Annotated in this window: 25 protein-coding genes; 4 read left to right on the forward strand and 21 right to left on the reverse strand. The window is 48.8% G+C overall.

The genetic code is table 11. From position 1 onward, the window contains the following. Positions 1 to 24: 24 nt before the first annotated feature. The 8 genes from NSQ39_RS18655 to btr all read right to left on the reverse strand — a co-directional run bounded on the left by NSQ39_RS18655 (position 25) and on the right by btr (position 9447). Complete coding sequence (locus NSQ39_RS18655; RefSeq protein ID WP_175076696.1) at positions 25 to 1656, reverse strand: (2,3-dihydroxybenzoyl)adenylate synthase; 1632 nt, start codon at positions 1654 to 1656, stop codon at positions 25 to 27. Positions 1657 to 1676: 20 nt separating this feature from the next. Then, a complete protein-coding gene (gene dhbC / locus NSQ39_RS18660; protein ID WP_175076695.1) occupies positions 1677 to 2894 on the reverse strand; it encodes an isochorismate synthase DhbC in 1218 nt (405 codons plus the stop codon). A 25-nt stretch (positions 2895 to 2919) separates the two neighbouring features. Beyond that, complete coding sequence (locus tag NSQ39_RS18665; RefSeq protein WP_046130335.1) at positions 2920 to 3690, reverse strand: 2,3-dihydro-2,3-dihydroxybenzoate dehydrogenase; 771 nt, start codon at positions 3688 to 3690, stop codon at positions 2920 to 2922. Between the two features lie 193 nt (positions 3691 to 3883). Beyond that, positions 3884 to 4744, reverse strand: a complete 861-nt coding sequence (locus tag NSQ39_RS18670; RefSeq protein WP_046130334.1) for an alpha/beta hydrolase — start codon at positions 4742 to 4744, stop codon at positions 3884 to 3886. 41 nt (positions 4745 to 4785) lie between these two features. Then, a complete protein-coding gene (locus NSQ39_RS18675) occupies positions 4786 to 5793 on the reverse strand; it encodes a FecCD family ABC transporter permease (RefSeq protein WP_175076708.1) in 1008 nt (335 codons plus the stop codon). Positions 5794 to 5797: 4 nt separating this feature from the next. Beyond that, positions 5798 to 6802, reverse strand: a complete 1005-nt coding sequence (locus NSQ39_RS18680; RefSeq protein ID WP_046130332.1) for a FecCD family ABC transporter permease — start codon at positions 6800 to 6802, stop codon at positions 5798 to 5800. Between the two features lie 7 nt (positions 6803 to 6809). Beyond that, positions 6810 to 7763, reverse strand: a complete 954-nt coding sequence (locus NSQ39_RS18685; protein ID WP_046130331.1) for an ABC transporter substrate-binding protein — start codon at positions 7761 to 7763, stop codon at positions 6810 to 6812. A 91-nt stretch (positions 7764 to 7854) separates the two neighbouring features. After that, positions 7855 to 9447: a bacillibactin transport transcriptional regulator Btr gene (gene btr / locus NSQ39_RS18690; RefSeq protein ID WP_175076694.1), complete on the reverse strand. Its 1593-nt coding sequence runs from the start codon at positions 9445 to 9447 to the stop codon at positions 7855 to 7857. A gap of 267 nt (positions 9448 to 9714) precedes the next feature. Between btr and NSQ39_RS18695 the strand changes: the two genes are divergently transcribed. Then, positions 9715 to 10095, forward strand: a complete 381-nt coding sequence (locus tag NSQ39_RS18695) for a DUF5362 family protein (protein ID WP_236809791.1) — start codon at positions 9715 to 9717, stop codon at positions 10093 to 10095. Positions 10096 to 10135: 40 nt separating this feature from the next. Here NSQ39_RS18695 and NSQ39_RS18700 read toward each other — a convergent pair whose 3' ends face one another. Together NSQ39_RS18700 and NSQ39_RS18705 are read right to left on the reverse strand one after the other, a co-directional pair. Further along, positions 10136 to 10777 (reverse strand): NAD(P)-dependent oxidoreductase, encoded by a 642-nt coding sequence (locus NSQ39_RS18700; protein ID WP_046130329.1) that lies wholly within the window; start codon positions 10775 to 10777, stop codon positions 10136 to 10138. Between the two features lie 70 nt (positions 10778 to 10847). Beyond that, positions 10848 to 11255 (reverse strand): Rrf2 family transcriptional regulator, encoded by a 408-nt coding sequence (locus tag NSQ39_RS18705; RefSeq protein WP_175076692.1) that lies wholly within the window; start codon positions 11253 to 11255, stop codon positions 10848 to 10850. A 159-nt stretch (positions 11256 to 11414) separates the two neighbouring features. Here NSQ39_RS18705 and NSQ39_RS18710 point away from each other — a divergent pair, with 159 nt between their 5' ends. Then, complete coding sequence (locus tag NSQ39_RS18710; protein WP_046130327.1) at positions 11415 to 11798, forward strand: GRAM domain-containing protein; 384 nt, start codon at positions 11415 to 11417, stop codon at positions 11796 to 11798. Between the two features lie 39 nt (positions 11799 to 11837). On the opposite strand, the gene NSQ39_RS18715 is transcribed toward NSQ39_RS18710, so the two are convergent. The 3 genes from NSQ39_RS18715 to fdhD all read right to left on the reverse strand — a co-directional run bounded on the left by NSQ39_RS18715 (position 11838) and on the right by fdhD (position 14337). Beyond that, complete coding sequence (locus NSQ39_RS18715) at positions 11838 to 12317, reverse strand: hypothetical protein (protein ID WP_046130326.1); 480 nt, start codon at positions 12315 to 12317, stop codon at positions 11838 to 11840. Between the two features lie 188 nt (positions 12318 to 12505). Beyond that, positions 12506 to 13531 carry a GTP 3',8-cyclase MoaA gene (gene moaA, locus NSQ39_RS18720; protein WP_175076691.1) on the reverse strand — a complete coding sequence of 342 codons (1026 nt, stop codon included), beginning with the start codon at positions 13529 to 13531 and terminating at the stop codon, positions 12506 to 12508. 14 nt (positions 13532 to 13545) lie between these two features. Beyond that, entirely contained in the window at positions 13546 to 14337 is a 792-nt protein-coding gene (fdhD, locus tag NSQ39_RS18725; protein WP_046130324.1) for a formate dehydrogenase accessory sulfurtransferase FdhD, read from the reverse strand. 194 nt (positions 14338 to 14531) lie between these two features. Here fdhD and NSQ39_RS18730 point away from each other — a divergent pair, with 194 nt between their 5' ends. Both NSQ39_RS18730 and NSQ39_RS18735 read left to right on the forward strand, forming a co-directional pair. After that, entirely contained in the window at positions 14532 to 15794 is a 1263-nt protein-coding gene (locus NSQ39_RS18730; RefSeq protein WP_175076690.1) for an L-lactate MFS transporter, read from the forward strand. 13 nt (positions 15795 to 15807) lie between these two features. Next, entirely contained in the window at positions 15808 to 18159 is a 2352-nt protein-coding gene (locus NSQ39_RS18735; RefSeq protein ID WP_175076689.1) for an FdhF/YdeP family oxidoreductase, read from the forward strand. A gap of 50 nt (positions 18160 to 18209) precedes the next feature. Here the strand turns inward: NSQ39_RS18735 and NSQ39_RS18740 are convergent, their stop codons facing one another. From NSQ39_RS18740 to atpD, 8 genes are all read right to left on the reverse strand, one after another. After that, on the reverse strand, positions 18210 to 18905 hold the full coding sequence (locus tag NSQ39_RS18740) for a VWA domain-containing protein (protein WP_046130321.1): 696 nt from the start codon (positions 18903 to 18905) through the stop codon (positions 18210 to 18212). Between the two features lie 341 nt (positions 18906 to 19246). Continuing rightward, positions 19247 to 19939 (reverse strand): VWA domain-containing protein, encoded by a 693-nt coding sequence (locus NSQ39_RS18745; protein WP_046130320.1) that lies wholly within the window; start codon positions 19937 to 19939, stop codon positions 19247 to 19249. Between the two features lie 276 nt (positions 19940 to 20215). Next, positions 20216 to 21232 (reverse strand): stage II sporulation protein D, encoded by a 1017-nt coding sequence (gene spoIID, locus NSQ39_RS18750; RefSeq protein ID WP_046130319.1) that lies wholly within the window; start codon positions 21230 to 21232, stop codon positions 20216 to 20218. Between the two features lie 202 nt (positions 21233 to 21434). Then, positions 21435 to 22742, reverse strand: coding sequence for a UDP-N-acetylglucosamine 1-carboxyvinyltransferase (gene murA / locus NSQ39_RS18755; protein WP_046130318.1), 1308 nt, complete (start codon positions 22740 to 22742; stop codon positions 21435 to 21437). Between the two features lie 32 nt (positions 22743 to 22774). Next, positions 22775 to 23515, reverse strand: coding sequence for a YwmB family TATA-box binding protein (locus NSQ39_RS18760; RefSeq protein ID WP_046130356.1), 741 nt, complete (start codon positions 23513 to 23515; stop codon positions 22775 to 22777). A gap of 145 nt (positions 23516 to 23660) precedes the next feature. After that, positions 23661 to 23894, reverse strand: a complete 234-nt coding sequence (locus NSQ39_RS18765) for a DUF1146 family protein (RefSeq protein ID WP_046130317.1) — start codon at positions 23892 to 23894, stop codon at positions 23661 to 23663. Positions 23895 to 24222: 328 nt separating this feature from the next. Further along, on the reverse strand, positions 24223 to 24618 hold the full coding sequence (locus tag NSQ39_RS18770; RefSeq protein ID WP_046130316.1) for a F0F1 ATP synthase subunit epsilon: 396 nt from the start codon (positions 24616 to 24618) through the stop codon (positions 24223 to 24225). 23 nt (positions 24619 to 24641) lie between these two features. Continuing rightward, a complete protein-coding gene (gene atpD / locus NSQ39_RS18775; protein ID WP_046130315.1) occupies positions 24642 to 26063 on the reverse strand; it encodes a F0F1 ATP synthase subunit beta in 1422 nt (473 codons plus the stop codon). Positions 26064 to 26083: the final 20 nt, after the last annotated feature.

The raw sequence follows: 26083 nt of genomic DNA on the forward strand, positions 1-26083 counted from the left end.
CATCACGTCCTTTCATTCTATTGATTATTGTTTCGCTTTGGCGAACTGCGACATTTTTTCGGCTATTGCTTGACGCAGCGCTTTTTTGCTTACTTTTCCAACGCCTGTCTGCGGAAAAGAATCGGTAAACTCCACCCGGTCGGGAATCTTATATGCCGCAAGCCCCCGCTCTCTTAAAAACTGCTTCAGTTCGGCGGCGGCAGGCGGGGTGTTGCGCGGAATAATGTATGCGCATGACCTTTCGCCGAGAAAGTCATCCGGCATGGAAACGACAGCGGCATCATGTACGCCGGGATGGGCAAGAAGGTGGTTCTCCACTTCCTCTGCAGCGACTTTCTCTCCGCCCCTGTTGATCTGATCCTTTGCACGACCTTCAACGATCAGATAACCTGATGAGTTGACTTTGACCAGATCTCCAGTGCGGTAAAAGCCATCCGGCGTGAATGCTTTCGCATTATGCTCTTCAGCTTTGTAATAGCCGCGGATCGTGTACGGCCCGCGGGTCAGCAGCTCACCCGTCTGCCCCGGTTCAACGTCGCGGCCGTTTTCATCGACGACCTTAATTTCATCTAACGGCGACATCGGCCTGCCTTGAGTATTGACGACAATGTCCTCAGGATCATCAAGCCTTGTATAGTTGACCAGACCTTCCGCCATGCCGAACACCTGCTGCAATGTACAACCGAGCACGCTCTTTACACGGCGGGCGGCTTCAGCGCTGAATTTGGCGCCGCCGACTTGGAACACTTCGAGGCTTGAAAGGTCTTCTGCTCGCGATGATGCGGCTTCGAGCCAGATTAAAGCAATCGGCGGAACGACCCCCGTGATGGTAACCCTCTCCTTTTCGATAAGAGGAAAGGTTTCGTCAGGACTTGGCCCATCTGCAAGAACGACCCTGGCTCCCGCATACAACGCTCCGAGCACGCCCGGCGAACTGAGCGGATAATTGTGGGCCATCGGCAAAGCAGCAAGATATACGCTGTTATGATCTAGCCGGCAAATATCGGCGCTGATTCTCAAACTGTATATGTAATCGTCATGCGTTCTCGGTATCAGCTTGGACAGCCCCGTGCTTCCGCCGGATAATTGGAGAAAAGCGACATCATCCGGCTTAACATGCGGATGGCGGCCGGGATCTGCATCTCTATACAGATCGCTGAGCCCCCGGAATTCTTCCGGATCGCCGGCGACAATGACATTGCGCAATTCCGGCAGCTTGCTGCGGACTTGCCTCGCAAGCACGCGGTAGTCAAATCCTGAGTGTGTATCAGGAATGATGTATGCAGCCGCTTCGGCAAATTCACAAAAATAAGCGATCTCGCTTTGCCGATGTGAAGGAAGCGCAAATACAGGCAGCGCACCGATCCGAAACAGGGCAAAACAAACCTCAAAAAACTCCGGTGTATTCGGCAATTGGACGATGACGCGGTCTTCCTTTTTGATGCCCAGCTCCAAAAATCCCGCCGCCAGACGGTCGGCTCTCATATCCAATTCCCCGTAGCTCATGTGAGCATCTCCACGGGTAACCGCAATCCGGCTGCCGTGCTTGTCTGCCCGTTCCCTCAGCATTCCTCCGAATGTCTCGCCTCGCCAGCACCCTTCCTTTCGATATTTTTCAGCAAATTCGTCCGGCCATGTCGGACATCCTGCAAGCATATTCATCCCCCCAATTTTTTCTATTCATTGTTCAGCCCCATCGCAAGGAGCATCGTCCGAAACTTGGCTGACGTCTCTGCCAGCTCGTCTTCAGGCCTTGAACCGGCTACGATGCCGGCTCCGGCGAACAGTTGGAGAGCGCGTTCTTCCGCCTCGGCGCAGCGGATGGTCACGACCCACTCCCCATCTCCGGAGGCATCGCACCAGCCTACCATTCCGGTGAAAAAGCCCCGGGCAAACGGCTCAATTTCCTTAATAGCCGCCCTGGCGGCATCTGTCGGCGTGCCGCAGACAGCAGGGGTCGGTTGCAGCGCCGCAGCAAGCTCTAATGACGATATCGACGCGTCTGTCAGCACGCCCTTGATCTCTGTGGAAAGGTGCCACATCGTCTCCGTGCTGATCAGCGAAGGCTCCCTCGGCACGTCTAATGTCCTGCAGAAAGGTTTGAGCCCTGAAGCTACAGCTTCGGTGACGACCGCGTGTTCATGGCGATCTTTTGAAGAAGAAAGCAACTCGTCTGCACGGCGCCGGTCTTCCACAGGATCATCGCTCCGCGGCCTCGAACCCGCCAGAGGATTTGCGTAAACGTGCAGTCCTTTTCTTGAAACCAGCAGCTCGGGGCTGGCTCCGATCAATGTCCTGCGGCGCTTTCTTCCGGCAGATGCGGACGCCGCTGCCTGCTTGGACAAATCCACTGCAAAAGTGTATCCGCCCGGATTGTGCTGTGCAAGATTGCAAAGAACATGGGAGATATCGATGCTGGCCGGTGATGTCAAGCGCAGCGACCGGGACAGCACAATTTTGCTGACATCCCCTTCAGCAATGCGGGCCAATCCTTTTTCGACCCCCCGCATATACTCCCCGGGCTGAGGAATCGGCTCAATGTCATAAGCAGGTCCCGGACCCGGATGTATTTGTGCATCCTGTTCAAGCGTCAGCGGGCCGGCGCACCAGACCTCGTTCGGCACGGTAAGCTGCGCGGGCTTTGTTTCGTCAAAGGGGACAGCACCGACAATGATGGGGTTCTGCCGTCCGGACTGCTCGGCATCTTTGAGGATGGAAGCAGCCTGCTGAGCCAGATGTTCCAGCCTATGGCCCCCTTCTTCAGGGACTTCGGCGAAAACGCCTTTGGCCAGAATGGTCCGCTCCGGAGAAGAAAAGAAAAACGCAGCATCGGGCCGATACTCGCGTAAAAGCTGGTCGGCCGGCGTTTCTTGTGCGATACGGTGATCAATCATTTCCAAAACCTCCTTTTAAATTCGGTCAAACTCCCAAGGTAGCCCCGCCATCAACGCGCAAGTCATGCATCGTAATATGGCGTGATGATTCGGACAATAAAAAGAGAACGGCATTTGCGATATCAGCCGGCAAAGCCAGACGGCCAAGCGGAATTCCCGTTTTGAACGCTTCCGGCGATCCGTCGATGACTGCCTGTGCCCCGTCCCGGCCAGACCACATGGACCGCTGCATCGGCGTATCCGTCGATCCCGGCGATACGATGTTGCAGCGAATATTGTATTCGGCCAGCTCGAGGCCAAGACATTTCGTAAACATTAAAGCCGCTGCCTTTGAAGCTGCATAAGCGGCCATTTGCATTCGCGGGACACACGCGGCATTGGAGCCTACGGTAACGATCGAGCCGTTCCTCCTCGTAATCATGCGGCCGGCAACCGAGCGGGATACGTGAAAAACCCCTGCTGTGTTGACGCTGAACGTCTTCTCCCAATCTTCATCACTGAGCGATGTGATCAACCCGGTCCGAAGCACGCCGGCGACATTGACCAAATAATCGATCGGACCTATATCGCGTTCGATCATGCCCACGGTCTCCTCAACGGCTGCACTGTTTCCGACATCTGCGGCAAATGCCTTGGCATGCAGGCCTTTCTTTTCCAAGTCTGTCACAATGGAACGAAGCCCTCGTTCATTTTGATCCACCGCAGCAACCGACACGCCGCTTTCCGCAAGCGCCCTTGCCACCGCTTCCCCGATTCCCTGGGCAGCTCCTGTAACTAAAGCAACTTTGCCTTTCATTTGTGGTCATTTCCTTTCCTGAAGACTTTGAATCACACACTAATTGATAATGATAATCATTATCGTTTAAAAATATAATATACCAATTACTGCTAACGGTCAAATTGTTTCCGGTTGATTGATCCGCGCTTTGGTATATTTGTATCACTTTCATTATTTAGCGAAGGGGGCAGATCGGTCCCCGCCCCGCTTCCTATCTGGCCTGTCTGTCAGGGTTTAGCGCAAACCGCAAAGCCCTGCTGATGAAAACCGGCAAAACCGATATATGGCCCTCTCCCTCAAACTCATGAAACTCCGCCCGCACTCCGAATTCTTCAAGAGCCGATAAGCGCTCTGCCAGCTTTTCCGCACGGTCGTTCATACGGCTTTTATGGCTTCTCTCCAGCTCTCCGGCCCCAAGCAATACATCGACCTTTGCATCTGCCGCATGCAATCGGGAGACAAATTCGCGTTCTTTTTCAAAAAATGATTGATTCCAATGAATCGACGGGCTGCCTGCGATGTATGTCTGGAATAATTCGGGCTTTGTAAACAGAACCTGCAGGACAAAAAGACCGCCGAGAGAGTGGCCGAAAATGGCCTGCCTGCTCATATCGATCTTAAATTCCCGTTCGATTTCCGGCTTCACCTTTTCTTCGATGAATGACAGAAAAGCTTCCGCTCCGCCGGATTCAGGCCACTCCGCTCCATCCGGCCGTTCAGGCAGATTTTCCGGACGCACCGGCAGCGTAAAATCATAATACCGCGCCGGATCAAACGGGGCATCCGTCTCGTAGCCGATACCGACGATAACGGCAGGGACCACCCCGGTCTTTTCAGGGCGGCGCGACTGCATTCGTACGGCCTCAACCATCGTGCCGAACACCGAATTGGCGTCCAGCAAATAAATCACCGGATATCCTGAAGGAGGCGGCTCCTCAATTGGGCTGCTTATAAAAACCCGGTAATTGCGATCCCCTGAAGACGACCGCATGAGACGCTGCTTCGTCCCCGGTATGGCTACCGGCGGGCATTCAGCGTCCTTGGCAGCCTCATCATGTTTTTCATGAACCATCTGCCTTCCCCCTCCCCTCTATGTTAGTTGAAACAGACGGTCTATGAAGCCGCCTTTTTTTGTCTGAACAGCAAGTACAGGAAATAAGGAACGCCGAAAATCGCAAGAAGAATCCCCGCGGGAACCTCTAACGGCTGAAACAGCAATTTCCCGGCCAAATCGGCGCACAGGACGAGGAACATGCCGATCAGTCCGCTTAAGAGCAGCGAATAGCTGTGCAGCACGCCTGCAAGCCTTCGTGCAATATGCGGCGCGATCAAGCCCACAAATGCCATGCTTCCCGAGATCGACACACAGGCGCTGATGATCCCGACACAGGCGATAAGCAGCAGCGTTTTTTCCGCATTCGATGAAACGCCGAGACTCTTCACCGTATCTTCGTGAAACCGAATCGTATCAAGAAGCCGGCATTTGGCGAGAAGAAACGGAATTAACAGCAAAAACCACGGCAGAGCGGCTTGAATGTATGTCCAGTTGGCCGAACCGATGCTTCCGTTTCTCCAGACCATCGCCATTTCATAATCATTCGGGTTCATTTTCAATGACAAGTACAAAGATATGGCGCTGAAACCCGAGTTAATAGCAATCCCGACAAGAATGATCCTCGCGGAATCGAGGTTTCCTCCGTGCCAGGCAAACACAAAAATGAATACGGCCGCCAAAAGGCCCCCGAGCAGCCCGAAGAAAGGCATCCCCATTGCGGAGAGGAGATTGGTCGCTTCCGTCTGCCCTTGAAAAATCAGCATATAGCCGACGATGGCGGCTCCCGCTCCCGCATTAATTCCTAATATTCCGGGATCGGCCAGTCCGTTTCTTGTCACCGCCTGAATGACGGCGCCGGCTATCCCGAGACCGAGACCGACGAGACCTGCCGTTGCGATGCGGGGAAGCCGCAAATCAAACAGCAGAATGGCGTACTGCTCGTTCGGGTTGATTCCAAAAAGCGCTGAAAGCAGCTCCGCCGGATGAACGGAGAACGCTCCCATCGTGATGCTGAAATAACAGACTGCAAGAATCAGCACGATCAAAACGGCATAGATGACTGCTATTTTTTTAGGCACGCTGTTCCCCTCCTTTTCTTTTAATCAAGTAAAGGAAGAAAGGAACGCCAATGATGGAAGTCACGACTTCAATCGGTGTCTCAAACGGATAATTGATCAGCCGGCTGGCAAGATCGGCCAAAATCAGAAAAACGCTGCCGATGATGCAGGAACAGGGAATCAGCCGGCTGTAGTCAGAACCGACGAGAAAACGCGTGATGTGCGGAACGATCAAGCCGACGAAAGCGATTTTCCCCGCCAAGGCGACAGAACTTCCCGTAAGCAAGACGACCGCTGCCATCGCTGTCAGCTTGACGGCTCTTTTTTTCTGCCCGAGGCTTTCAGAAATATCCTCCCCCAGCGACAAAGCCGTCACTTTTCCGCTGAGAGAAAGAGCCAGGATGATGCCGAGTGCAAAAAAAGGTACGGCGTATGTCAGAAGTTCCGGATTCATCTGGTGCAGCCTGGCGCTGTACCAAAAGCTGAGATCCTGCGAAATTTGAAAATAGATTGACATCGCCGCAGACAGGCTGCTGAGCAGCATGCTCGTCACCGTGCCGATAATCGCCAGCTGAACGGGCATAAAGCCGTTGGGAATCACGGCAGCCAGTCCGAAAACGAGACCCGCGCCGACGGCTGAGCCGATAAACGAATACCCCATCATCTCAAGAGCGGACGACTGCGGAATCAATACCATCAGCAGCGTGATGATAAATGCCGAGCCGTCGGAAACGCCCATAATCGAAGGCGAAGCTAAATAGTTTCGGGTGATTCCCTGCATCAGCGCCCCCGACACGGCCAGCGCCGCCCCGATCAAGAGGGCGCCTGCTGCGCGCGGAAGCCTGGAATGCCAGATAATTTGATGGTCTGTATTCCCTTGGTCGAAATGAAACAGCGCCGAATACACGGTTTCCCAATGAAGCTGCTTTGCTCCGAAGCACACGGAGAGAAATATGGATAAGATCACGGCAAACGGAGCTGCGATGATGATGATTCGTGTTATTCGCTTTGCGTGCATATCACGTTTAGTCCTGCGTTAATTTTTCCGCCGCCGCTTTCAAAAATTGAACTTTGCTCCATGCTGTTCCTCCTTGTGCAAGCGGATCTACAGCATTCACGAATACATGACCCTTTTTCACCGCTGAAATGCTTTTCCAAATCGGATTTTTCTCTAAATCTTTCAGCGCATTCGGATTGTCGGCATTCTCGTCGTCAGAGAATTGAACGAACATGTAGTCCGGATTCATCTCGCTCAATTTTTCCAGCGAAATCAGTTCCTGGGTTTTGGCAGCCTTTACTTCATCAGGCGCTGTGTAGCCAAGCTCGCCGTACAGCGTTGAATTGAAGAATACCTCTTCAGGATAGATAAACACATTTCCCTGTCTGATTCTGATGACGAGCGCTTTTGTATCCTTTGCGGCTTTCTCCAATTTTGCTTTAGCGTCTTTCAGATCGCTTTCATAGTCCGAAATGATGTTCTTTGCCTTATCCTCTTTTCCCGTCAATTGAGCCAAAAGGTTCAAGTTGTCTTTCCAATTGGAAGCAACGTGGGAAACAGGAATCGCAGTCGCGATGTTATCGAGCTTTTTCACCGTCTTCTCGGGAAACTTCGTAGAGGCTAAAATGACGTCAGGCTTAAGCTCAAGGATTTTTTCCAGGTTAGGTTCCGTTTTTTCGCCGACGGCAACAGCTTTATCGGTAATGCTCTTAAACAAGGCCGGGAACTTTCCTGAAAAAGAAATCGCACCTGCAGGGTGAACATCAAGAAGCTTCGCGTCTTCCATCGATTCCACGCTTCCCGTAATCACGATTCGGTCAGTCGGAACCTTCACCTTGTATGTATGACCGAGATATTGAATGCTTTTCTCTGATGATTGTGCGCTTTTTGCAGCGCCGCCAGTCTCTTCTTTTTGGCTGCCGCACGCTGCCGCAGTCAAAGCGAGAAGCAAAATGCATAAACATATAGAGATTTTTCTCATCTATCTAAGACCCCCTGATTTAATTGATAATAATTATCAATTAAAATTATAGGTAAGCCTTCTTGATAACACCATGGACAATATCCGGCAATTAAAATGAACTTTTTCCGGACAGCAGCCGAACGGCATGGCGAATGATCCGTTCATGGCTGCAAGCCGAATATTCGCGCCAAGGATCTGACTGAATGCGGTACACACGCTGTTCGCGCACAGCTTTTAGATCCTGCCAGGCAGCCGTCTTCTGCAGCTCGTGGTAATAGGCGATCGTTTCAGGTTCTTTGTAAATGAAGATCATGATGCAATCCGGGTGATATGCCTTGATTGTTTCCAACGAAATCGCCTGATCCGTCGGTTCATCCAAAAAAACAGCCGATTCAAGGCCTAAGTCGCCGAAAAAAACATCCCGGACAGAGCGATTGTGGGCGAGATAGAGTTCGCGTTTATGCAGGCGCAAAAACATAAAGCGCTGCTGCCCGACAGCCTGAAGCGCTTTTTTCGCAGCTTCGGCCTGCCTCTCATAGGACGCCAGCCATTTGCGCGCTTCCGCTTCTTCTTCGACATGAGCGGCGGCCAAGGTGAACTGCGTTCTCCAATCTTCCTGTGACGGCAGATAGACGACATCGGCGATTCCGTTCAGACGCTCCCGTTCTTCTTCTGAAACGTCATCCATGCTGATAATCAGCTCAGGATCAGCTTTGGCCAGGATTCGCAGATTTTCCTCACGCGGTTCATCAAAGCGGTAAGCGCTAAGGTGAACCGGGATGTCTGCCGCAAAATTCTTGTAGTAATACGCCGTCCATTTCGGATGAAGCGGAGCCGCATAAGGAATGAGGTGTAGCGGTGTGAGCTGTCCGATCGTGTTCTGGCCGTAGGCAGCAAGCTTCCTGCGCCTTTTTTTCATGTAGGCGCTCGGGGAAAGCCCGGTATGCTTTTTAAACGTCCGGCTGAAATAAAATTCATCCTGGTATCCCGTCTGGCTGGCGATTTCCCTCAGCTTGTAGCTGGCCCTGGCCATCATCTGTTTCGCTTTTGTCATCCTGGTTTCCGTTATGAACTCTGTCACGCTTTGCCCGTACAGCTTTTTGAACGTTTCACTGTAATGCTTAGCACTGATACCGGCCATGTGTGCCAGCTGATCAAGCGTGATGTGTGCATCGGCATGCTCTTCAATATACGCTTTCGTGTCGGCGATGGCTGATGCGGTATCAGCCGGGTGAAACAGCCTTGCCGAGCAGATGTCGTAAAGAAGGTGCTGCAGCTCCAGCTGGCACTTCATCTCCTGGAGCGCAGAAGAAGGCGGCCATAATGAAAAAAGCTCCTGAAGACGGGCGGACAAATTTCCGACCGAATGCACATTCATCATCTGAATGTCGGAAAAGAGGTCTGGATCTGTGTCAGGCTCAAGCGTTTGGTGCCGCTTGGCGCTTGCATACGCGTGCAGCCTGATGAGAAATACGCTGACATCATCTGAGGACGCCGTAATGCCGAACGTTTCATAAGGAGGACAGATATAGAGCGTTTCTTTTTGCAGCGGAACACCCGCTTCATTAATCTCAATTCTTCCTTTGCCCTTCAAATGAAAAACAAAGACGAACGAATCGGCAAGCTGCTGTTCATTTGGAAGATCGCCGTTTTTTTTTATATGATCGATTTGCAGGAGACGATAAAGATAAGAGGATTTCACAGTAAAACCGCCTTTCTAAAAAAGGTAGATCAATGCAAAAACACACCCTTTCAGGACCTATTGTAAAATCGGCCGGTTACCGGAATCAAAACTACCGGTAAAGCGGGGTGTTTAGAACATACTATACCATACCGAAAACCCGCTTCCTCCGGGAAATCATTTAAAAACGTTTCCATCTCTTAAAATTCATCATTCAAAAATACTCTTTTTTATTGTATAAATAAATAGAATTTATTATATATCTTGGAAGGCGGAAGGATGTTTATGATGACTGAAAGTTTAAGAAATTCTCTTAACATCATTTCAAAATGGGGAAAAGCCGCGGGAATTTTGATTATTATTACAGGCGCCTTTACAGCGCTCTTCGGCCTCCCGCTGTTTGTGATAGGAGCAGCACCCGGCGTATTAATGATCGTTTCAGGCGTATATTTGCTGAAATCGGCAAGCTCCGCATCGCTGATGAGCAAAGAAATATCTGAAGAACCGCACGAATCCATGCTGGAAAACTACGCTACCTTTATAAAATGGGAAGTGTTTTATCTGGGGGCGAATGTTGTCCTTGTTTTATTATTTATCATATTCTTTATTATTTTGTTTTGCATCGGAGCCGTTGCCGGATACAATGAAATCCAGTATAACTTCGAATAGCATGAAAAAGAGCCTTTTTCCCGAAAGGCCCTCTTAACATTTATTCCGCTTCACCTACAACCGTAAACCGTTCATTGATATGCTCGCCGTTTTCGGCTTCGTCTACAACCGCAATGGCGTAGTCCGCATAGCTGATATAGCTCTCTCCAGCGGAATTGACGATGAGGTTTTCCTGTCCTTTTTGATAGGAGCCCGTGCGTTTTCCTTCAGGATTGAAAAAGGCCGCAGGGCTGATAAAAGTCCATTTCAAACCGCTTGATTGTTTTAAATCCTCTAAATTCTGCCCTTGATTTTTTGCTGTCGGCAGATATTCTTTCGGGAATTCAGGCGTGTTGTACAGCTGGGTTGTTTTTTCTTCATCAACGTAAAGGCTGCCCGCCCCTCCGACAACAATCAATCTTGTTTCAGGAACCTGCTTGAACAAATCGATCAGTTTTCTTCCCGCTTCAACGTGAAGGTGCTCCTGCCCCGGCGCAGCGCCAAACGCATTGACCACGACATCAAGACCTTTCACATCTTCCGGCTTCAGATCAAAAACGTCTTTTTCAATGACGGCCGCACCGCTGCCTTCGGCTTTTGATGCGTCTCTGACAATCGCCGTCACGTCGTGTCCCCTTCCTGCCGCTTCTTTTAAAATCAATTTGCCCGCTTTTCCGCTGGCCCCGATAATGCCGATTTTCATTGTTACAACCTCCATTTTCATTTTTGTAACAAATTCAGTTACATCCAGGCGGTGAAAAATCATCTCTCGTTTACAAGAGATGAAATAATATGTCTTTAAGCGATTTGCTGGCCAATTCGTTTTCCATTGCCCGCTGAACGCTGTAAAAGGTTTCATCGAGCGTTGATTGAATTCGTTTCCCGACCGGACAGTCCGGATTTGGTTTTTCGTGGATTGCAAACAGTTCTTCCTGACTTTGGACTGCGCGGTAAATATCAAGCAGGGAAATGTCCTCGGGAGCCCTTTTCAGGCTGGCGCCAGCAACACCGGGCCGCGACGTCAGGATGTCCGCTTTTTTCAAGAGGCTGATCATGCGCCTGATGACAACCGGATTCGTATTGACGCTCCCGGCAATGATTTCTGAAGAAACCTGCTCGCGCGGATTTGACGCGATTAAAGAAAGAATATGAATTGCAACAGCAAGACGGCTGTTTACCATATGTTTTCACCACCGTTGTAATTATTTTAGTTACAGGACGTCTTTTTGTCAACTCCTTTAATATACTTTATTTTTGACTAAACCGGGAGCTTTATTTTAGTGAAGCGGCGAAACTTTTATTCAGGAAGATCGTAACACATCTTGAAGGGAGTGTTTTTGATGAAGGAGATCGCTGAAGGAAAAGCGGCCATTCAAAGCCGGCTCGAACCGGACGAAGAAGTGAAATCAGTCATTCTTTGCGCCTATAATGCAAAAATGGCCGCCCGCTATACACCCTACCGCGGCCTTCTTGCCGCCACCGGAAAACGGCTGCTGTTTTATTCTTCTCTTTTCGGAGCCCCGTTCTATCTCGATATGCCTTACCGCACCATTTCATCGTTTCGCCGTATGAAAGGGAGATTGTTAGGCGGCGAGCATATCGTTGTGATGAATAACGGGGAACAGGAAGATTTTCGGTATGATGCGGGGTGTGATGCTTTGGACACATTCATCGAAGCCGTACGGCAATATAAACAGCCGTCCGCAGACGGCGTCAAAGGGTAACCTGTTATCCGGGGTGAGGAGCTCCGGATTTTCTATTGATTAATTATTGATCTCATACTTTTCCCCGTATCTCAGCACTTTATAAATCGCCATTCCATCAGAAAGGTGATTCTCGGAATACCGCACCGGAATAAGCGCAAAAAACACATAATAGGTCGAAAAATAAACAAACTGGTATAAAAAGATATTTTCAGCCAACACATCTTTTGCAATCAGCGTGTTCACGAGAAAAATAGACGCCAGATTAGATATCGATCCCCCCGCATAAATGAGCGCATTTGTTATCCGGTTGTCGTATTTTAATTCCCCGTAATTACAAAACGAGTCCATAAAGTAAATGCTTCTGATCTGAACCGGGCCGATTTTCAGCAGTTTTTTGCCCATGCCGATCTCAAGGGACGCCTTGCCTCCGAAAAGCAACGCCATCAGGCCGTGGCCCAAGACATGAAGAATCGATACTGCGGGAAAGACGAGCAAAAACGACCAGAAAAATTTTGCGATATCGTCGAATCCGAACATCAAATCACCCTTTCTGTCTCAACCATTGCTTTTTTAAATTACCGCATTCTCCCCCTGCCAAACCTGATGATATGTCAGAAAAAACAAAAAGGAAGCAAACGGTTTGTTTGCTTCCTGGAATCGTCTTGCGCTTATTTTTTCCGATCCGGCGCCTGCAATGTGCCGCCCCGATTTCAGATGCAGGTTGTCTACCCGCCGATATAAGACATTTCAACTTTTTTCCTCGGTGCGGCCTTTGATAGCGCCCTGTCAAGCGAATACTGGTCGGTCCGGTTTCTCCAGACTGAGCTGATCGCGCCCGCGAGTTCTTGGTCGGACCGGCCGCTTCTGACAAGCGATCTGAGATCGAAGCCGCTTGAAGCGAAAAGGCATGTAAAAAGCTCTCCTTTTGCCGATAGCCTCGCTCTGTTGCAGGTGCTGCAAAAAGCGTCTGATACGGAAGAAATAAAGCCGACCTCCCCCGAACCATCAAGGTAGTGGTACCTCTCTGCCACTTCCCCTTTATAGTTGGGATCGACCGGTTCAATCGGCATTTCCTCATTGAGAAGACTGATGATATCGGCTTTCGTGACAACGGCGTTCAGCTTCCATTCGTTTGAATTGCCGACATCCATAAACTCGATAAACCGCAAAATATGGCCTTTTTCTTTAAAATAACGGGCCATTGGCAAAATGTCTTTTTCATTGACCCCTTTCTGGACGACCATGTTGATTTTGATGCCGAGTCCGGCCTGCTTCGCCGCTTCGATACCATCAAGCACCTTGCTGACCGGGATGCCTCTTCCGTTGATCGCCTTAAAACGGGCATCTTCAAGAGAATCGAGGCTGATCGTCACCCGCTTTAATCCGGCTTTTTTGAGCTTTTCCGCGTAAACCGGGAGCAGCACGCCGTTCGTCGTCATCGCAATGTCGCGCAGCCCCGGAATCCGTGCCAGTTTTTCGACCAAATCGGGCATATCCTTTCTCATCAGCGGCTCTCCGCCCGTGAGGCGGATTTTTTCAACCCCGAACGCCTTGACGAAAAGACTCGCCAAACGTTCAAGCTCCTCAAATGAAAGCAGCTCTCCCTTCGGCAAAAACGGATAATCCGGTCCAAAAATCTCGGCAGGCATGCAATATGTGCACCGTAAATTGCAGCGGTCGGTAACGGAGATTCGCAAATCCCGAAGCGGCCGGCCTTTTTGATCCAATACTTGTTCTGTGTGTGCGGTCATGCGCGTTGCCTCCTTTATGATAGCTGTAATCGTTCGTGATGGGTGTATACGTTAAACGACCGGTTTCTCGCAAATCCAATCGTCATAATATTCAAGTCCTCCGCCATCTGGATCGCAAGTTCTGTCGGAGCCGATTTGGAAATCACCGCGGAAACGCCGATTTTCGCGGCCTTCAGCAGCACTTCAGAGGAAATTCTGCCGCTGAATACGATCAGTTTGTCATGCACCGGAATCTGATGAAGCAAACAGTATCCGTACAATTTATCCAGCGCATTGTGCCTTCCGATGTCAGACCGCGTCACCATCACCTTGTCGTCGCTGCACAAAGCGGCATTGTGGACGCCTCCCGTATGCTGAAAAAGCCTGCTGTTTTCCTGCATTTCCCGCATAAGGGCCAAACAGTTCTCAGGCTTGATCTTCACGACTTGAAGAGCCGTTTTAGCCGTTTTGACATCCTGCTGAAAATAAAAATGCCGGCCTTTGCCGCAGCAGGAACCGATGACGCGTTTTGTGTAATCCTGAAGCCGGAGCTTTTGTGAACTGACAAGATCAACATATGCGAAACCAAGACTTTCATCTATTGTAAACCTTTTAATCTCTTTTTTAAATCGGATGACCCCTTCAGAGGCGAGAAATCCGATCACAAGTTCTTCCAGGTGGTCCGGCGAGCATACAAGCGTGACGAATTCTTCGCCGTTGACCATCACAGTCAGGGGATATTCTGTCGCCATTTGATCCTCTTCTTTTGTCAGTTCTCCATTATCATAACGGAAAATACTGCGGATTGCTGTGATGTTTTTTCCCATTGGTAAATCCCTCCCCTTTCTCCTATTACTATACTCGCATATCGTCATGTTTCACAACCTTCAAAGACTAAATTTGGGAGTTTCATCTTGTTGATAGCTTGAAAATATGATACTATCTTTTGAAAGCGCTATCATTAATGACCTGCACCTGCCTCTATATAGCGGTTTTCATTTCCCCTTTAGGAGGAATCGAAATGAAAAAAGTGGAAAACAGATGGATCATTGCTTTATGCGCAGTCGGCATTCACTTGTCAATCGGGTCGGTATACGCATGGAGCGTCTTTACGAATCCGCTTGCAGAACGGTTCGGCTGGAGCCTGAGCCAGATCAGCCTGACGTTCAGCATCGCGATTTTGTTTCTCGGTTTGCCGGCCGCTTTTTTAGGACACTTCGTCGAAAAACACGGCCCGAGAAAAGCCGGAATGCTTGCCGCCTTTTTCTTCGGAGCCGGTGTGGCGTTCTCAGGGGTTGCCGTCCAGCTCGGATCCCTGCCGATGCTTTATTTGTTTTACGGCGTCTTCGGCGGCATCGGGCTCGGCGTCGGCTATATCACGCCTGTATCCTCGCTTGTCAAATGGTTTCCCGACCGCCGCGGCCTCGCTACAGGGCTTGCAATTATGGGATTCGGTTTTGCAGCCTTGATCAGCGGTCCGGTGATGCAGGCTCTGATCGTTACTGCCGGCATTGCGAATACCTTCTTTATCCTCGGCATCTGCTATTTTTTGATCATGCTGTGTTCTTCTCTTTATTTGTCCCCGCCTGAAACAGACTGGCAGCCGAAAGGACTTTCTTCTAAAAAAAGCAAAAGACCCCGCAGTACGGATTTATCACAGCTTACCGCAAATGAGGCGGCGAAAACAAGACGGTTTTATTATTTATGGATGATGCTCTTTATTAATGTCACATGCGGAATTGCCATCATCTCAATCGCTTCCCCGCTGGCCCAGGAAAGCGCGGGAATGTCGACCGCCGGAGCAGCTGCGCTTGTCGGAATTTTAGGGGCGTTCAACGGTTTGGGACGCATCGGCTGGGCCTCCATATCGGACTATATCGGACGTCCGAATACGTATACCGCCTTTTTTGCCGCCCAGCTCATCGCTTTTCCGCTGCTGCCGTTTATGACAGATCACATCATGTTTTCTATTTTCATGGCGCTGATCTATACATGTTATGGAGGGGGATTTGCCGCGATTCCGGCCTACATCGGCGATTTGTTCGGGACAAAGCAGCTCGGTGCGATTCACGGTTACATACTGACCGCTTGGGCTGCAGCCGGCCTCGCCGGACCGATGTTTTCCTCATGGATCCGCGATGTGACAGGAAGCTACTCACAGAGCTTGGCGGTTTTCGCCGTGCTGTTCGGAATCGGACTGTGCCTATCAATTTTCATCAGGGTCGACATGAAACAATTGAGAAACAAAGCGGACATTCGTTTTTCCGATTCGGTTAAGGGATGAAAGGAGTGGGAAAATGGGAGAAACAAAGCATGAAGGACCGATGAAATTAGACAAACGGCCGGCGCCTAAACTGTGGGCCTCTCTAGCACCGATGGGGCTTGGAAAGGTAAAGCCAAAACATATCAGAGATACGATGAAAGCCGCCTGGGATAATAAAGACAGCCTCCCGTACGCCTACAGAATTTTGACGCAAGGCGTATGCGACGGATGTGCGCTCGGGGTATCCGGTCTGCGCGATCAGACGCTTACAGGCCCTCATTTATGCACGACAAGACTGAACGTCCTCCGCTTAAACACAATGCCTGCGATAGAAGATAAATGGCTGTTTGCCGACATCGGGAAGCTGAGGGAGCTGGACAGCTCATGTCTTAGAAAATTGGGCCGCATCCCCTATCCGTTGTCCAGAAAAAAAGGCGAAAGAACTTTCTCGAGAATATCGTGGGACGAGGCGCTCGGCCGGATCGCCGGCAAGATCAGATCGATTGACGGCAGACAGCTAGCATTTTATCTGACCGCCCGCGGCATTACCAATGAAGTCTATTACACGGCGGCAAAGGCGGCCCGCTTTCTCGGCACAAACAACATTGACAATGCATCAAGGATCTGCCATTCGCCAAGCAAAACGGCTTTAAAACGCTCGCTCGGAATCGGCGCTTCCAGCTGCAGCTACCGGGACTGGATCGGCACGGACGTCCTCGTCTTCTGGGGGTCTGTCGCCGCCAACAATCAGCCCGTTTCCACCAAATATATGTACGCCGCCAAAAAAGCGGGGACAAAAATCATCATGATCAATCCATACAGAGAACCCGCCATGGAAAACTACTGGATTCCGTCAATACCTGAAAGCGCTCTTTTCGGAACGAAGATCGTCGATGATGTGTATCAAGTCAATATCGGCGGGGACATCGCCTTCATAAACGGCGTGATGAAGCACTGGTTTGACATGGAGGAGCATGCACCTGGTTCAGCGATCGACCGGACCTTTGTCAAAACGCACACAAACGGCTTTACAGAGCTAAAACGGCATATATCAAAGCTAACATGGAATGCACTTGAAGCGTCATCCGGTTTGTCAAAGGAGAGAATGAAAGAATTTGCCCTATTGCTCGCCCGTGCGAATACAGGCGTTTTCGTCTGGAGCATGGGGCTCACCCAGCATCGGTTTGCGACCGACAACATCTCACAGGTGGCAAACCTCGCCCTCCTGCAAGGCTTTATCGGGAGACAACATTGCGGCGTCATGCCGATCAGGGGTCACAGCGGCGTTCAGGGTTCAGGCGAAATGGGAGCAGACCCGTTCGCATTGCCCGGCGGTGATTTCGATGAAGAACATAGGGCGCGGATTGAGAAGATTTGGGGCTTTCGGATTCCGGGGTGGCAGGGAGACACAATCGGTCAGACAATCGAAAACATGCTTCTTCCCGACGATCATCCGAAAAAAGCAAAAGTGTTTTACACGAGCGGCGGCAACTTTCTGGAAACGATGCCTGATCCCGCTTTTATCGAAAAAGCCCTTCAGGAGGCCGAACTCAGGGTTCATCAGGATATTATATTGAACACATCGACGCTTCTTGATGCAAAAGAAGAAGTCATCGTGCTGCCGGCGATGACGAGATATGAACAGCCCGGCGGCGGGACTTCGACGAGCACAGAGCGGATGGTCTACTTCAGCCCGGAAATTAAAGGGCCGCGAATCGGTGAATCCCGTTCAGAATGGGACATCTATATCGATCTCGCCAAACGCGTCCGGCCGGAAGACAAAGAGCTGATCGATTTCAAAAACGTTGCGGAAATCCGCCGGGAAATTGCCGTTGCCAACCGGAACTATGACGGGATTCAGCATTTGAAAAAGCGCGGGGACGTCTTTCAATGGGGAGGCGCCTGGCTTTGCGAGGGCGGCATATGTCCGACAGCCGACGGAAAGGGAAATCTGATCCCTGTTGACCTTCCTGAAAACAGGCAGACGGAAGGACGCTTCTATGTAACAACAAGGCGCGGAAAACAGTTTAACTCCATGATTTACAGCAAAAAAGATCCGTTTAATGATGCGGACCGCTATGACGTCATAATTAACCCGAAAGACGCTGAAGCGCTTGATATAAAAAACGGCGAAGCGATCGTCCTGTTCAACCGTTTCGGAACCTTTCAGGGACGTGCCAAATTTGCGGATGTGAAGCAGGGAAACGCCGCCGTCTACTGGCCTGAGGGTAATGTGCTGATTCCTAAAGGCATGTATGAAAGCCATGCCAAAATTCCCGAGTATAACACAGAGGTCATTATTGAAAAAGCGGAAACCTTTCATTCAAGAAAAGATCAGCGCTACGTTGAAAAACGCATTGAAGAACTTGAGATGACGATAGAATAAGATCATATCAAAAGAGGCGGCCTCCGGATGCCGCCCCTTTCCAATATGGATTAGTCAGACAGTTTTTCGCCTTCTTCTTTCCATACTTGTTTAAATTCTGCCGCTGAATCGGCTTCAATCAATTTGCCTCCGCCTGCTTCTGCTACATTTTGCAGCTTCGTTTTTTCATTTGCCGTTTGCACATCAAAACCAACGATATTGACGATCGTTTTGATATTGGATTTGCGCAGGTCTTTTGCTGCTTGAACAGGGTCTCCTCCGCACGTTTCCTCACCGTCTGTCACGATGTAGACGTAATTTTTCCCGTCTTTATCAGACAGTTGATCTTTTACATCATAAAGAGATTTTGCAATCGGAGACCAGCCTGTAGGCTTGATTCCGCTTAATGCCGTTTGGAATCCGTCTGTCGAAAACGGCTGCAAATCAAAAAGCGTTTCTGTCGTTCCGCATGATTCCGCTTTTCCTGATAATTTGTTGTTACCTTTATGTCCGAACACATTCAGCATGACATTCGCATCGTCTGAAAGCAAATCAGCGAAATCGTTGACAGAATCTTTGGCGATGTCGAATTTCTTTTCCCCATCGATTTTTCTTGCCATGCTTCCGCTTGCATCGAGTACAATCGCGACGTTTTGTACGTCTTTTTTGCTGCTGTCCGCAGCATTTCCGCCTTCAGCCGCAAAAGCCGACGGTGCCAAAGACAAAGCAATCGCGAACGTGGACAATAAAGCGAGTCCTTTTTTCATCCTTTCACATTCCTCTCTTCAATTGGTTTTCAAGAGCTTGTCCCCCCGGGAACAAGTTCACAAACATCGTAAAAGAAGGTCTGACAGAAATAAATAGGCCGTAAATCCTTTTTGAAATCGCTTGATTTTCAAAATTCTTACTCGTTTCGAACGACAATTTCACTTAAGTCCTACCAATAAAGTCTGCTAAAAAAGCCATGATCCTCCCAAAAAAGTGCAGAGACAGCCGATAACACCGCCTAAGGATGGAGAGGTGTTCAAGGTTCTGACACAGGAACTTAACATTTGTAATGTCATACGCACAAAAAAAGCCCGCGGCTATCTCCGCGGGCCTTCAATCATTATTTTGAAAGCTTGACGGCTTCCTGAGTAAAGATTTTTTTAATGTCGTTTTTCGTTTTAGCCTCGAAATATTCGCCGCCTCCAGCTTTTGCAATGCTCGTCAGCTGGCCGTGATATCCTCTGCCGTAGTCAAAACCGATGACATTGACAACCGTGTCGCGGTCTGATTTGCGCAATTCTGTCGCTACTTTGACAGGATTTCCTCCGCACGTTTCTTCACCGTCTGTCAGCAGATAAACAACGTTTTTCCCGCTATTGTCAAGCTGGTCAAATGCATTTTTGGCGTCCTGCAGCGCGTTTGCAATCGGCGTCCAGCCTGTCGGCTTGATGCCGTTCAATGAGTTGCGGAAGCTTTGTTCCTCAAATGGCTGGAAACCGTATACACCTCTGATTGCATTACAAGATTGGATCTTTCCTGAATTTTTATTGTTTCCCTCTGAACCGAAAACCCGCATAAGTACATTTGTATTCTGAAGCTTGGAGCTGAAGTTGAAGGCTTCTTGTTTGGCAAGCTCGTACTTCGTTACTCCATCGATTTTTTTCGCCATGCTTCCGCTTGCATCAAGCATGATCGCAACGTTAGGCGCATCTTCTGCAACAGCTGCCTCCTGCTTCTTTTCCGCCGCAAAAGCAGGCGATCCCAAGCTTAAAACCAAGGCTGTCAGAATACCTACTGTGAGTTTTTTCTTCATTCTCCCCTGTCTCCTTTCATTTTTAAGATGCTAAACACTTATTATCGTAGAAGAACACCAGGGAGAAATAAATAGGGCATGCCTCCTCTTCACCGTTATTTACTTTTGCATATATGAAGCGCTTCAATTGGTCATTAACACCCGGCCCGCCGCTCGTCTGCATCGAATTAACGTTCTTTGGACGCTGTTCGACAAGCCCTCTGGCACATTAATTTTGAAATATTTGTATCCTGATTTCAGGCAGATGAGCGTCATTGCGTTGACACATTTGGTAACCTATTTTTTTGCCGTATATTTGTTTAAAAACTCACCTGCGTTGGATACTGCTGTTCCTTTGTAATAATATTTGACGATGTCCTCTGCTTTTTTTCCGTCCTTCGCCATATAATGAGCCCCATATTGGCTCATTCCGACGCCGTGGCCGAATCCCCTCGTCGTGATGATGATTTGGTTTCCTTTCCTTTTCCAATCAAAATCGGCCGATTTCAGGTCAAGCTTTTCGCGAATATCCCTTCCATCCAGCTTCTTTCCGTTGATCACAGCCGTTGCCACGCGCTTTCCCGGAGTCCGCTTCGTTATATTTCCGACGTTTGCCGAACCATCGAGCGTAACGCCGAGCTTTGTCTCGAATTCAGCGACCGTAAAGGTTTTGTGATTTAAAAATTTGGGCGATTGTTTATCCCAGGCGCTTTTTACGCTTTTCAGATAAGGGATATCACTTGTCCAATAGGCTCCTGCATTTTCCGTGTAGCCGTTGCTCGTCGAAAAGAATGAAGCATCAATCGGTTTATGGTCATAGGTTAAAATTTTTCCTTGTGTACTGGCAACAGCTTGTGTCACTTTCTTGATTTTCCAGTCATAATCATCCTTCCAAATCCGGCGAAGCTCTGATTTGCTTTTATACACCTGAAACATTTGCGTATCATCGACAAGCGAACCTTTCGGAGATTGGACGGCTTGATCTGATACCATTTGCCTCACGATGTACGTGCGTGCTGCAAGCGCTTGTGCTTTCAAAGCTTCGATTTCAAAATCAGCCGGCATTTCAGAGGCGACGACCCCGATGACATACTCTTCAAGCGGGATATCTTCTACTTGGCGGTCAGCCGTTCTGTAGACCGGAATCGAAACGGGAGACTTTTTTAATGCCGCCGGCTCTTTTTCCTCCTTTATCCCGGTGTGTTTGGCGGTCTTTGGCGTCCCGGCTTCCCCGTGAAAAGGAAGAACAAGCAGTGTTGGTACGAGTAAAATCAGCATGCAAATCCCTGCTAGTACAATAAATAGCTGTTTCAAATTAGCTGCCCCCATTTCTGTTTTGTCTCTTTCATTTTATGGGCGGGGACAAGCTAATATGACAGTACTTTTTGGCTCTCTATATGTATGTAAACCGCGCTTTCGGTACATAATGATAGATATGGGAGACATATTGATATAGAATGATTGAACGATAAAACAAAAATCAGTATGTCTGCTCGACATACTGATTCATAAAATATTATGCATTAACATCTGATACAACTTCTTTATTTTCAAGATGAACTTCTTCATCATTAACGCGTTCAATATCAGCACCAAGGTTCGCGAGTTTTTGATGGAAGTTGACATATCCCCGATCCAAATGCTTTAACTCTGTAACGCGTGTATGTCCGTCAGCAACAAGACCGGCAAGAACCAGAGCCGCACCTGCACGCAAGTCTGTTGCGGCCACCTCTGCGCCTTGAAGCTGGACAGGACCGTTAATGATGACAGAACGCCCTTCAATTTTAATATCTCCGTTCATTCGGCGGAATTCTTCGGCATGCATGAAGCGGTTTTCGAATACGGTTTCCGTAATCATGCTCGTTCCGTTTGCACGCATTAAAAGGGCCATCATCTGCGACTGCATATCAGTCGGGAAGCCCGGATGCGGCATTGTCTTTAAATCGATCGGCTTTAATTCTGCCGGACCGATAATCCGAAGACCGTCTGCTTCTTCGATAATTTGAACGCCCATTTCTTCCATTTTCGCAATTAAAGATGTCAAATGCTCAGGAACAGCTCCCTGCACGAGAACATTCCCTTGCGTGATCGCAGCGGCTACCATGAAAGTTCCCGCTTCAATCCGGTCAGGGATAATGGTGTGCTTGGCGCCGTGGAGCGTTTTAACACCTTCAATTTTAATGGTGCCCGTACCGGCACCTCGGATTTTTCCACCCATTGCATTAATGTAATTGGCCAAGTCGACGATTTCAGGCTCTTTCGCAACGTTTTCAAGAGTCGTCGTGCCCTCAGCCAAAGAGGCAGCCATAATCAGGTTTTCGGTCGCTCCGACACTAGGGAAATCAAGGTAAATCTTAGCGCCCTGAAGGCGGCCTTCAACAGTTGCTTCAATAAAGCCGTTTCCGACCTTAATCTTAGCCCCCATTGCTTCAAAACCTTTCAGATGCTGGTCAATCGGTCTTGATCCGATCGCACATCCTCCAGGGAGTGCCACTCTAGAATGGCCTGTGCGAGCAAGAAGCGGACCCATTACCAATACAGATGCACGCATTTTCCGAACATATTCAAACGGAGCCTCAGTTGATAAAGCACGAGATGCATCAACTGTAACTGTATTATTTTCAAAATGAACATTTGCGCCTAAATGACGTAACACTTCGTTAATCGTATATACATCGGAGAGCGTAGGCACATCACATATTACGCTTTTTTCTTCACTGGCTAATAAAGATGCAGCGATTACTGGTAAAACGGCATTTTTTGCTCCTTCAACTTTGACTGTGCCGTTTAACTTTCGACCGCCGCGGACGATGATTTTTTCCAAGGTATTCCCCTCCGCGTCCCAATTTCTCTATATTAATATTCAGTCGTGACGATTGGTGTTCCAACCGTGACGGTAAGTTTTTCGCCCATTCCCGCGTTTCTAAGCGAGACTTGCAAATTCATTTGATGTTTTTTTGTTTTGATGGATTCCTTCCACTCGTTAGTAAAGGCAGAAACAGATACGAAATTTGGTTCGATTAAATCCTCAACTGACGTTGCGTTAAATTCTTTCAATAGCTCGTTTGCTTTTTTTTGCAAAACAACATCCATCATACCATTTAGATGGCCCTTTAGACAAGTAAAAACTGCGGTCTTTTCTCGCATTATATCGAATGCATCCCGTTCAAACTGCTCATATGTATCGTTCCAGTTTTCCCGTAGGCCCGCGCCTTTTTGCTCATATAATATATACGAAACAGGTTCCTCGTTTTTGAGGGTAGAGACCACATGTATTTTTGAGCGGACGCGATTTTTTGGGTCAGCATACATTCCAGTCGCTTTTACTGTGCCGTCTTCCCTTGTAAAAGTCCATTCATACTGTCGATATTGCTTCTTTAAATGTTGCACTTTTTCAAAAAATTCTTTTTCATTAAGCGAAAACTGTTTTTTTGTATGCAGCGTCCATTCTTCAAGAATAATATCGTGGCGGACCAACCCTTCGGCAAGCTGCTCAAGCGGTGTATTCCCCGCGGCATCAAGCGTTCTAAATACGTGAACGGCCAGAAATAAAATCACAATAAAAATGAGGGCGTTAACCGTTTGTTTATTTTTCATCACGCACCATCCTCTCCTACTCTCCATTTTTGACGGATCGAAGGAAAAGCATACGTGGAAAAACAAGGTCAGTCCCGCAAATTTGCCGATGGACTGACCGCGGTTTTATCCCACATTTGTCCATACTCAAATACCGATTGGCGAATTATAAAAATAAATTTTGCAGCTGTTTGGAATAATAAAGATAATCCAAGAAAAAGTTGCTGACCGTTGAGCCGATCGCTATCGTGAGCAAAATCATCAAGAGCCTCGCCTGCAGGATTTTTCCCTTCCTGATAAGCGGATCGATGTTGACCGCCAGAAGAGCCCACCAGGTCAATGCAATAAAAAAAAGATGAACGAAAATACTGACAGCAGCCTGTTGTCCGATCTCTTCCATTACTGATGACGCCTCCTTACGTTTTCTCTTCTGATGCGGAATAAGGATAAACGCTGATCATTGCAAATTATTTTATCAGTTTTAATGTTTGGTGTTAATACTAATGTGCATAGAACTTCTTTCCATATCCGGGAGGTCCCCTGTTTGAAGAATGACTGCGGAAAGTAGATTAGGTGAAAAGATAATCCCTCTCCAAAAAGGAAGAGAAAATAGCTTACTATTTTGATTATAGAGAGATTCAAATCAAAAAGTTGAACAATTTGTGAACTTTTTTCAACATTTCACATATAAAAGATCCTTCCCATGCAAATGGGAAGGATCAAAATCTTTATTTTGCAACTTCAAGTCGATTAATCGCTCGTTTTAAAGCAAGCTCAGCCCGAACGATGTCAATATCTGGAGAATGTTTTTGCAGACGTTCCTCTGCACGCCGTTTTGCGGCCAAGGCGCGTTCTTTGTCGATTTCTTCAGATGTTTCAGCCGTCTGTGCCAGAATGGTGACATGATCAGGGCGTACTTCCACTATTCCCCCGCTGACGGCAACCAGCTCAGTTTGACCGTCTTTTTTCAGACGGACTGCAGCAATTTTTAGCGGAGCAACCGTCGGAATATGGCCGGGCAAAATGCCCAGCTCACCGCTCTCTGCCCGAACGCTTACCATTTCTATGTCCGCATCGTATACTGGGCCGTCGGGAGTAACGATATTGACTTTTAAGGTCTTCATGCTTTTACCCTCCTAGGACCCGTTTAGACTTCTACACCCATTTCCTTCGCTTTTTCGACAACTTCTTCGATCCGGCCGACAAGGCGGAACGCATCCTCAGGAAGGTGGTCATACTTGCCTTCAAGGATTTCTTTGAAGCCTTTTACAGTTTCTTTGACAGGTACGTAAGAACCCTTTTGTCCAGTGAACTGTTCAGCTACGTGGAAGTTTTGCGACAGGAAGAATTGTACGCGGCGAGCACGGCTTACGACCAGCTTATCTTCATCAGACAACTCATCCATTCCGAGCATCGCGATGATATCCTGAAGCTCTTTGTAGCGCTGCAGGATTTGCTGAACGCTGCGCGCCACTTGATAGTGCTCTTCACCGACGATTTCAGGCGAAAGCGCACGGGAAGTGGATGCAAGCGGGTCAACCGCAGGATAAATCCCCATTTCCGACAGCTTACGCTCAAGGTTCGTCGTCGCATCCAAGTGAGCGAACGTCGTAGCCGGCGCCGGGTCAGTGTAGTCATCCGCAGGGACGTAAATCGCCTGAATCGACGTAACAGATCCGACATTAGTTGATGTGATCCGTTCCTGAAGCTGACCCATTTCGGTCGCAAGCGTCGGCTGATAACCAACTGCTGAAGGCATGCGGCCAAGCAAGGCGGATACTTCAGATCCTGCTTGTGTGAACCGGAAGATATTATCGATAAAGAACAATACGTCCTGGCCTTCTTTATCACGGAAATGCTCAGCCATAGTGAGTCCAGTAAGCGCAACGCGCATCCGTGCGCCAGGCGGCTCGTTCATCTGGCCGAAAACCATTGCCGTTTTATTGATAACACCGGAATCTTTCATTTCATAGTAAAGGTCATTACCTTCACGTGTACGCTCTCCAACGCCTGCAAACACTGAGATACCGCCGTGCTCTTGAGCGATGTTGTTGATAAGCTCCTGAATCAATACCGTTTTACCAACACCCGCACCGCCGAACAGGCCGATCTTTCCGCCTTTAATGTACGGAGCAAGCAAGTCGACAACTTTGATTCCCGTCTCTAAAATTTCAACCTCTGTTGACAGCTGATCAAATTCAGGCGCTTTTCTGTGGATCGGATCTTTCGGAGTATCAGCCGCGAGCGGCTCATCCAGATCGATTTTCTCTCCAAGCACGTTGAATACGCGTCCAAGCGTCGCGCTTCCTACAGGAACGGAGATCGGCTCTCCAAGATCGACGGCTTCCATTCCGCGCGTTACGCCGTCCGTAGATGCCATCGCAATCGTACGAACTGTATCATCGCCCAGATGCAGCGCTACTTCAAGCGTCAGTTCAACGTCTACTTCGTTTTCGTTTTGCGCTTTGTGTGAAATTTTAATCGCATTATATATTTCAGGTAAGTGACCGTCTTCAAAACGAACGTCAACGACCGGTCCCAATACCTGGCTAACGCGTCCTTTTTTCATCTCTATCCCTCCTGACAAAC

The sequence above is a fragment of the Bacillus sp. FSL W8-0848 genome, assembly GCF_038007805.1.
GTDB lineage: Bacteria > Bacillota > Bacilli > Bacillales > Bacillaceae > Bacillus > Bacillus glycinifermentans.

What these genes read in the sequence shown, in the direction of transcription:
- NSQ39_RS18765 (WP_046130317.1), bottom strand. Translation starts at nt 23,894, where the DNA reads ATGGAAGAGATCGGACAACAGGCTGCTGTCAGTATTTTCGTTCATCTT.
- NSQ39_RS18685 (WP_046130331.1), bottom strand. Translation starts at nt 7,763, where the DNA reads ATGAGAAAAATCTCTATATGTTTATGCATTTTGCTTCTCGCTTTGACT.
- NSQ39_RS18730 (WP_175076690.1), top strand. Translation starts at nt 14,532, where the DNA reads ATGAAAAAAGTGGAAAACAGATGGATCATTGCTTTATGCGCAGTCGGC.
- NSQ39_RS18680 (WP_046130332.1), bottom strand. Translation starts at nt 6,802, where the DNA reads ATGCACGCAAAGCGAATAACACGAATCATCATCATCGCAGCTCCGTTT.
- NSQ39_RS18735 (WP_175076689.1), top strand. Translation starts at nt 15,808, where the DNA reads ATGGGAGAAACAAAGCATGAAGGACCGATGAAATTAGACAAACGGCCG.
- moaA (WP_175076691.1), bottom strand. Translation starts at nt 13,531, where the DNA reads ATGACCGCACACACAGAACAAGTATTGGATCAAAAAGGCCGGCCGCTT.
- atpD (WP_046130315.1), bottom strand. Translation starts at nt 26,063, where the DNA reads ATGAAAAAAGGACGCGTTAGCCAGGTATTGGGACCGGTCGTTGACGTT.
- NSQ39_RS18710 (WP_046130327.1), top strand. Translation starts at nt 11,415, where the DNA reads ATGAAGGAGATCGCTGAAGGAAAAGCGGCCATTCAAAGCCGGCTCGAA.
- fdhD (WP_046130324.1), bottom strand. Translation starts at nt 14,337, where the DNA reads ATGGGAAAAAACATCACAGCAATCCGCAGTATTTTCCGTTATGATAAT.
- NSQ39_RS18655 (WP_175076696.1), bottom strand. Translation starts at nt 1,656, where the DNA reads ATGCTTGCAGGATGTCCGACATGGCCGGACGAATTTGCTGAAAAATAT.
- NSQ39_RS18740 (WP_046130321.1), bottom strand. Translation starts at nt 18,905, where the DNA reads ATGAAAAAAGGACTCGCTTTATTGTCCACGTTCGCGATTGCTTTGTCT.
- NSQ39_RS18700 (WP_046130329.1), bottom strand. Translation starts at nt 10,777, where the DNA reads ATGAAAATCGGCATTATCGGGGCCAGCGGAAAAGCGGGCAAATTGATT.
- NSQ39_RS18760 (WP_046130356.1), bottom strand. Translation starts at nt 23,515, where the DNA reads ATGAAAAATAAACAAACGGTTAACGCCCTCATTTTTATTGTGATTTTA.
- NSQ39_RS18670 (WP_046130334.1), bottom strand. Translation starts at nt 4,744, where the DNA reads ATGGTTCATGAAAAACATGATGAGGCTGCCAAGGACGCTGAATGCCCG.
- NSQ39_RS18715 (WP_046130326.1), bottom strand. Translation starts at nt 12,317, where the DNA reads ATGTTCGGATTCGACGATATCGCAAAATTTTTCTGGTCGTTTTTGCTC.
- dhbC (WP_175076695.1), bottom strand. Translation starts at nt 2,894, where the DNA reads ATGATTGATCACCGTATCGCACAAGAAACGCCGGCCGACCAGCTTTTA.
- NSQ39_RS18770 (WP_046130316.1), bottom strand. Translation starts at nt 24,618, where the DNA reads ATGAAGACCTTAAAAGTCAATATCGTTACTCCCGACGGCCCAGTATAC.
- NSQ39_RS18745 (WP_046130320.1), bottom strand. Translation starts at nt 19,939, where the DNA reads ATGAAGAAAAAACTCACAGTAGGTATTCTGACAGCCTTGGTTTTAAGC.
- NSQ39_RS18695 (WP_236809791.1), top strand. Translation starts at nt 9,715, where the DNA reads ATGACTGAAAGTTTAAGAAATTCTCTTAACATCATTTCAAAATGGGGA.
- NSQ39_RS18665 (WP_046130335.1), bottom strand. Translation starts at nt 3,690, where the DNA reads ATGAAAGGCAAAGTTGCTTTAGTTACAGGAGCTGCCCAGGGAATCGGG.
- NSQ39_RS18705 (WP_175076692.1), bottom strand. Translation starts at nt 11,255, where the DNA reads ATGGTAAACAGCCGTCTTGCTGTTGCAATTCATATTCTTTCTTTAATC.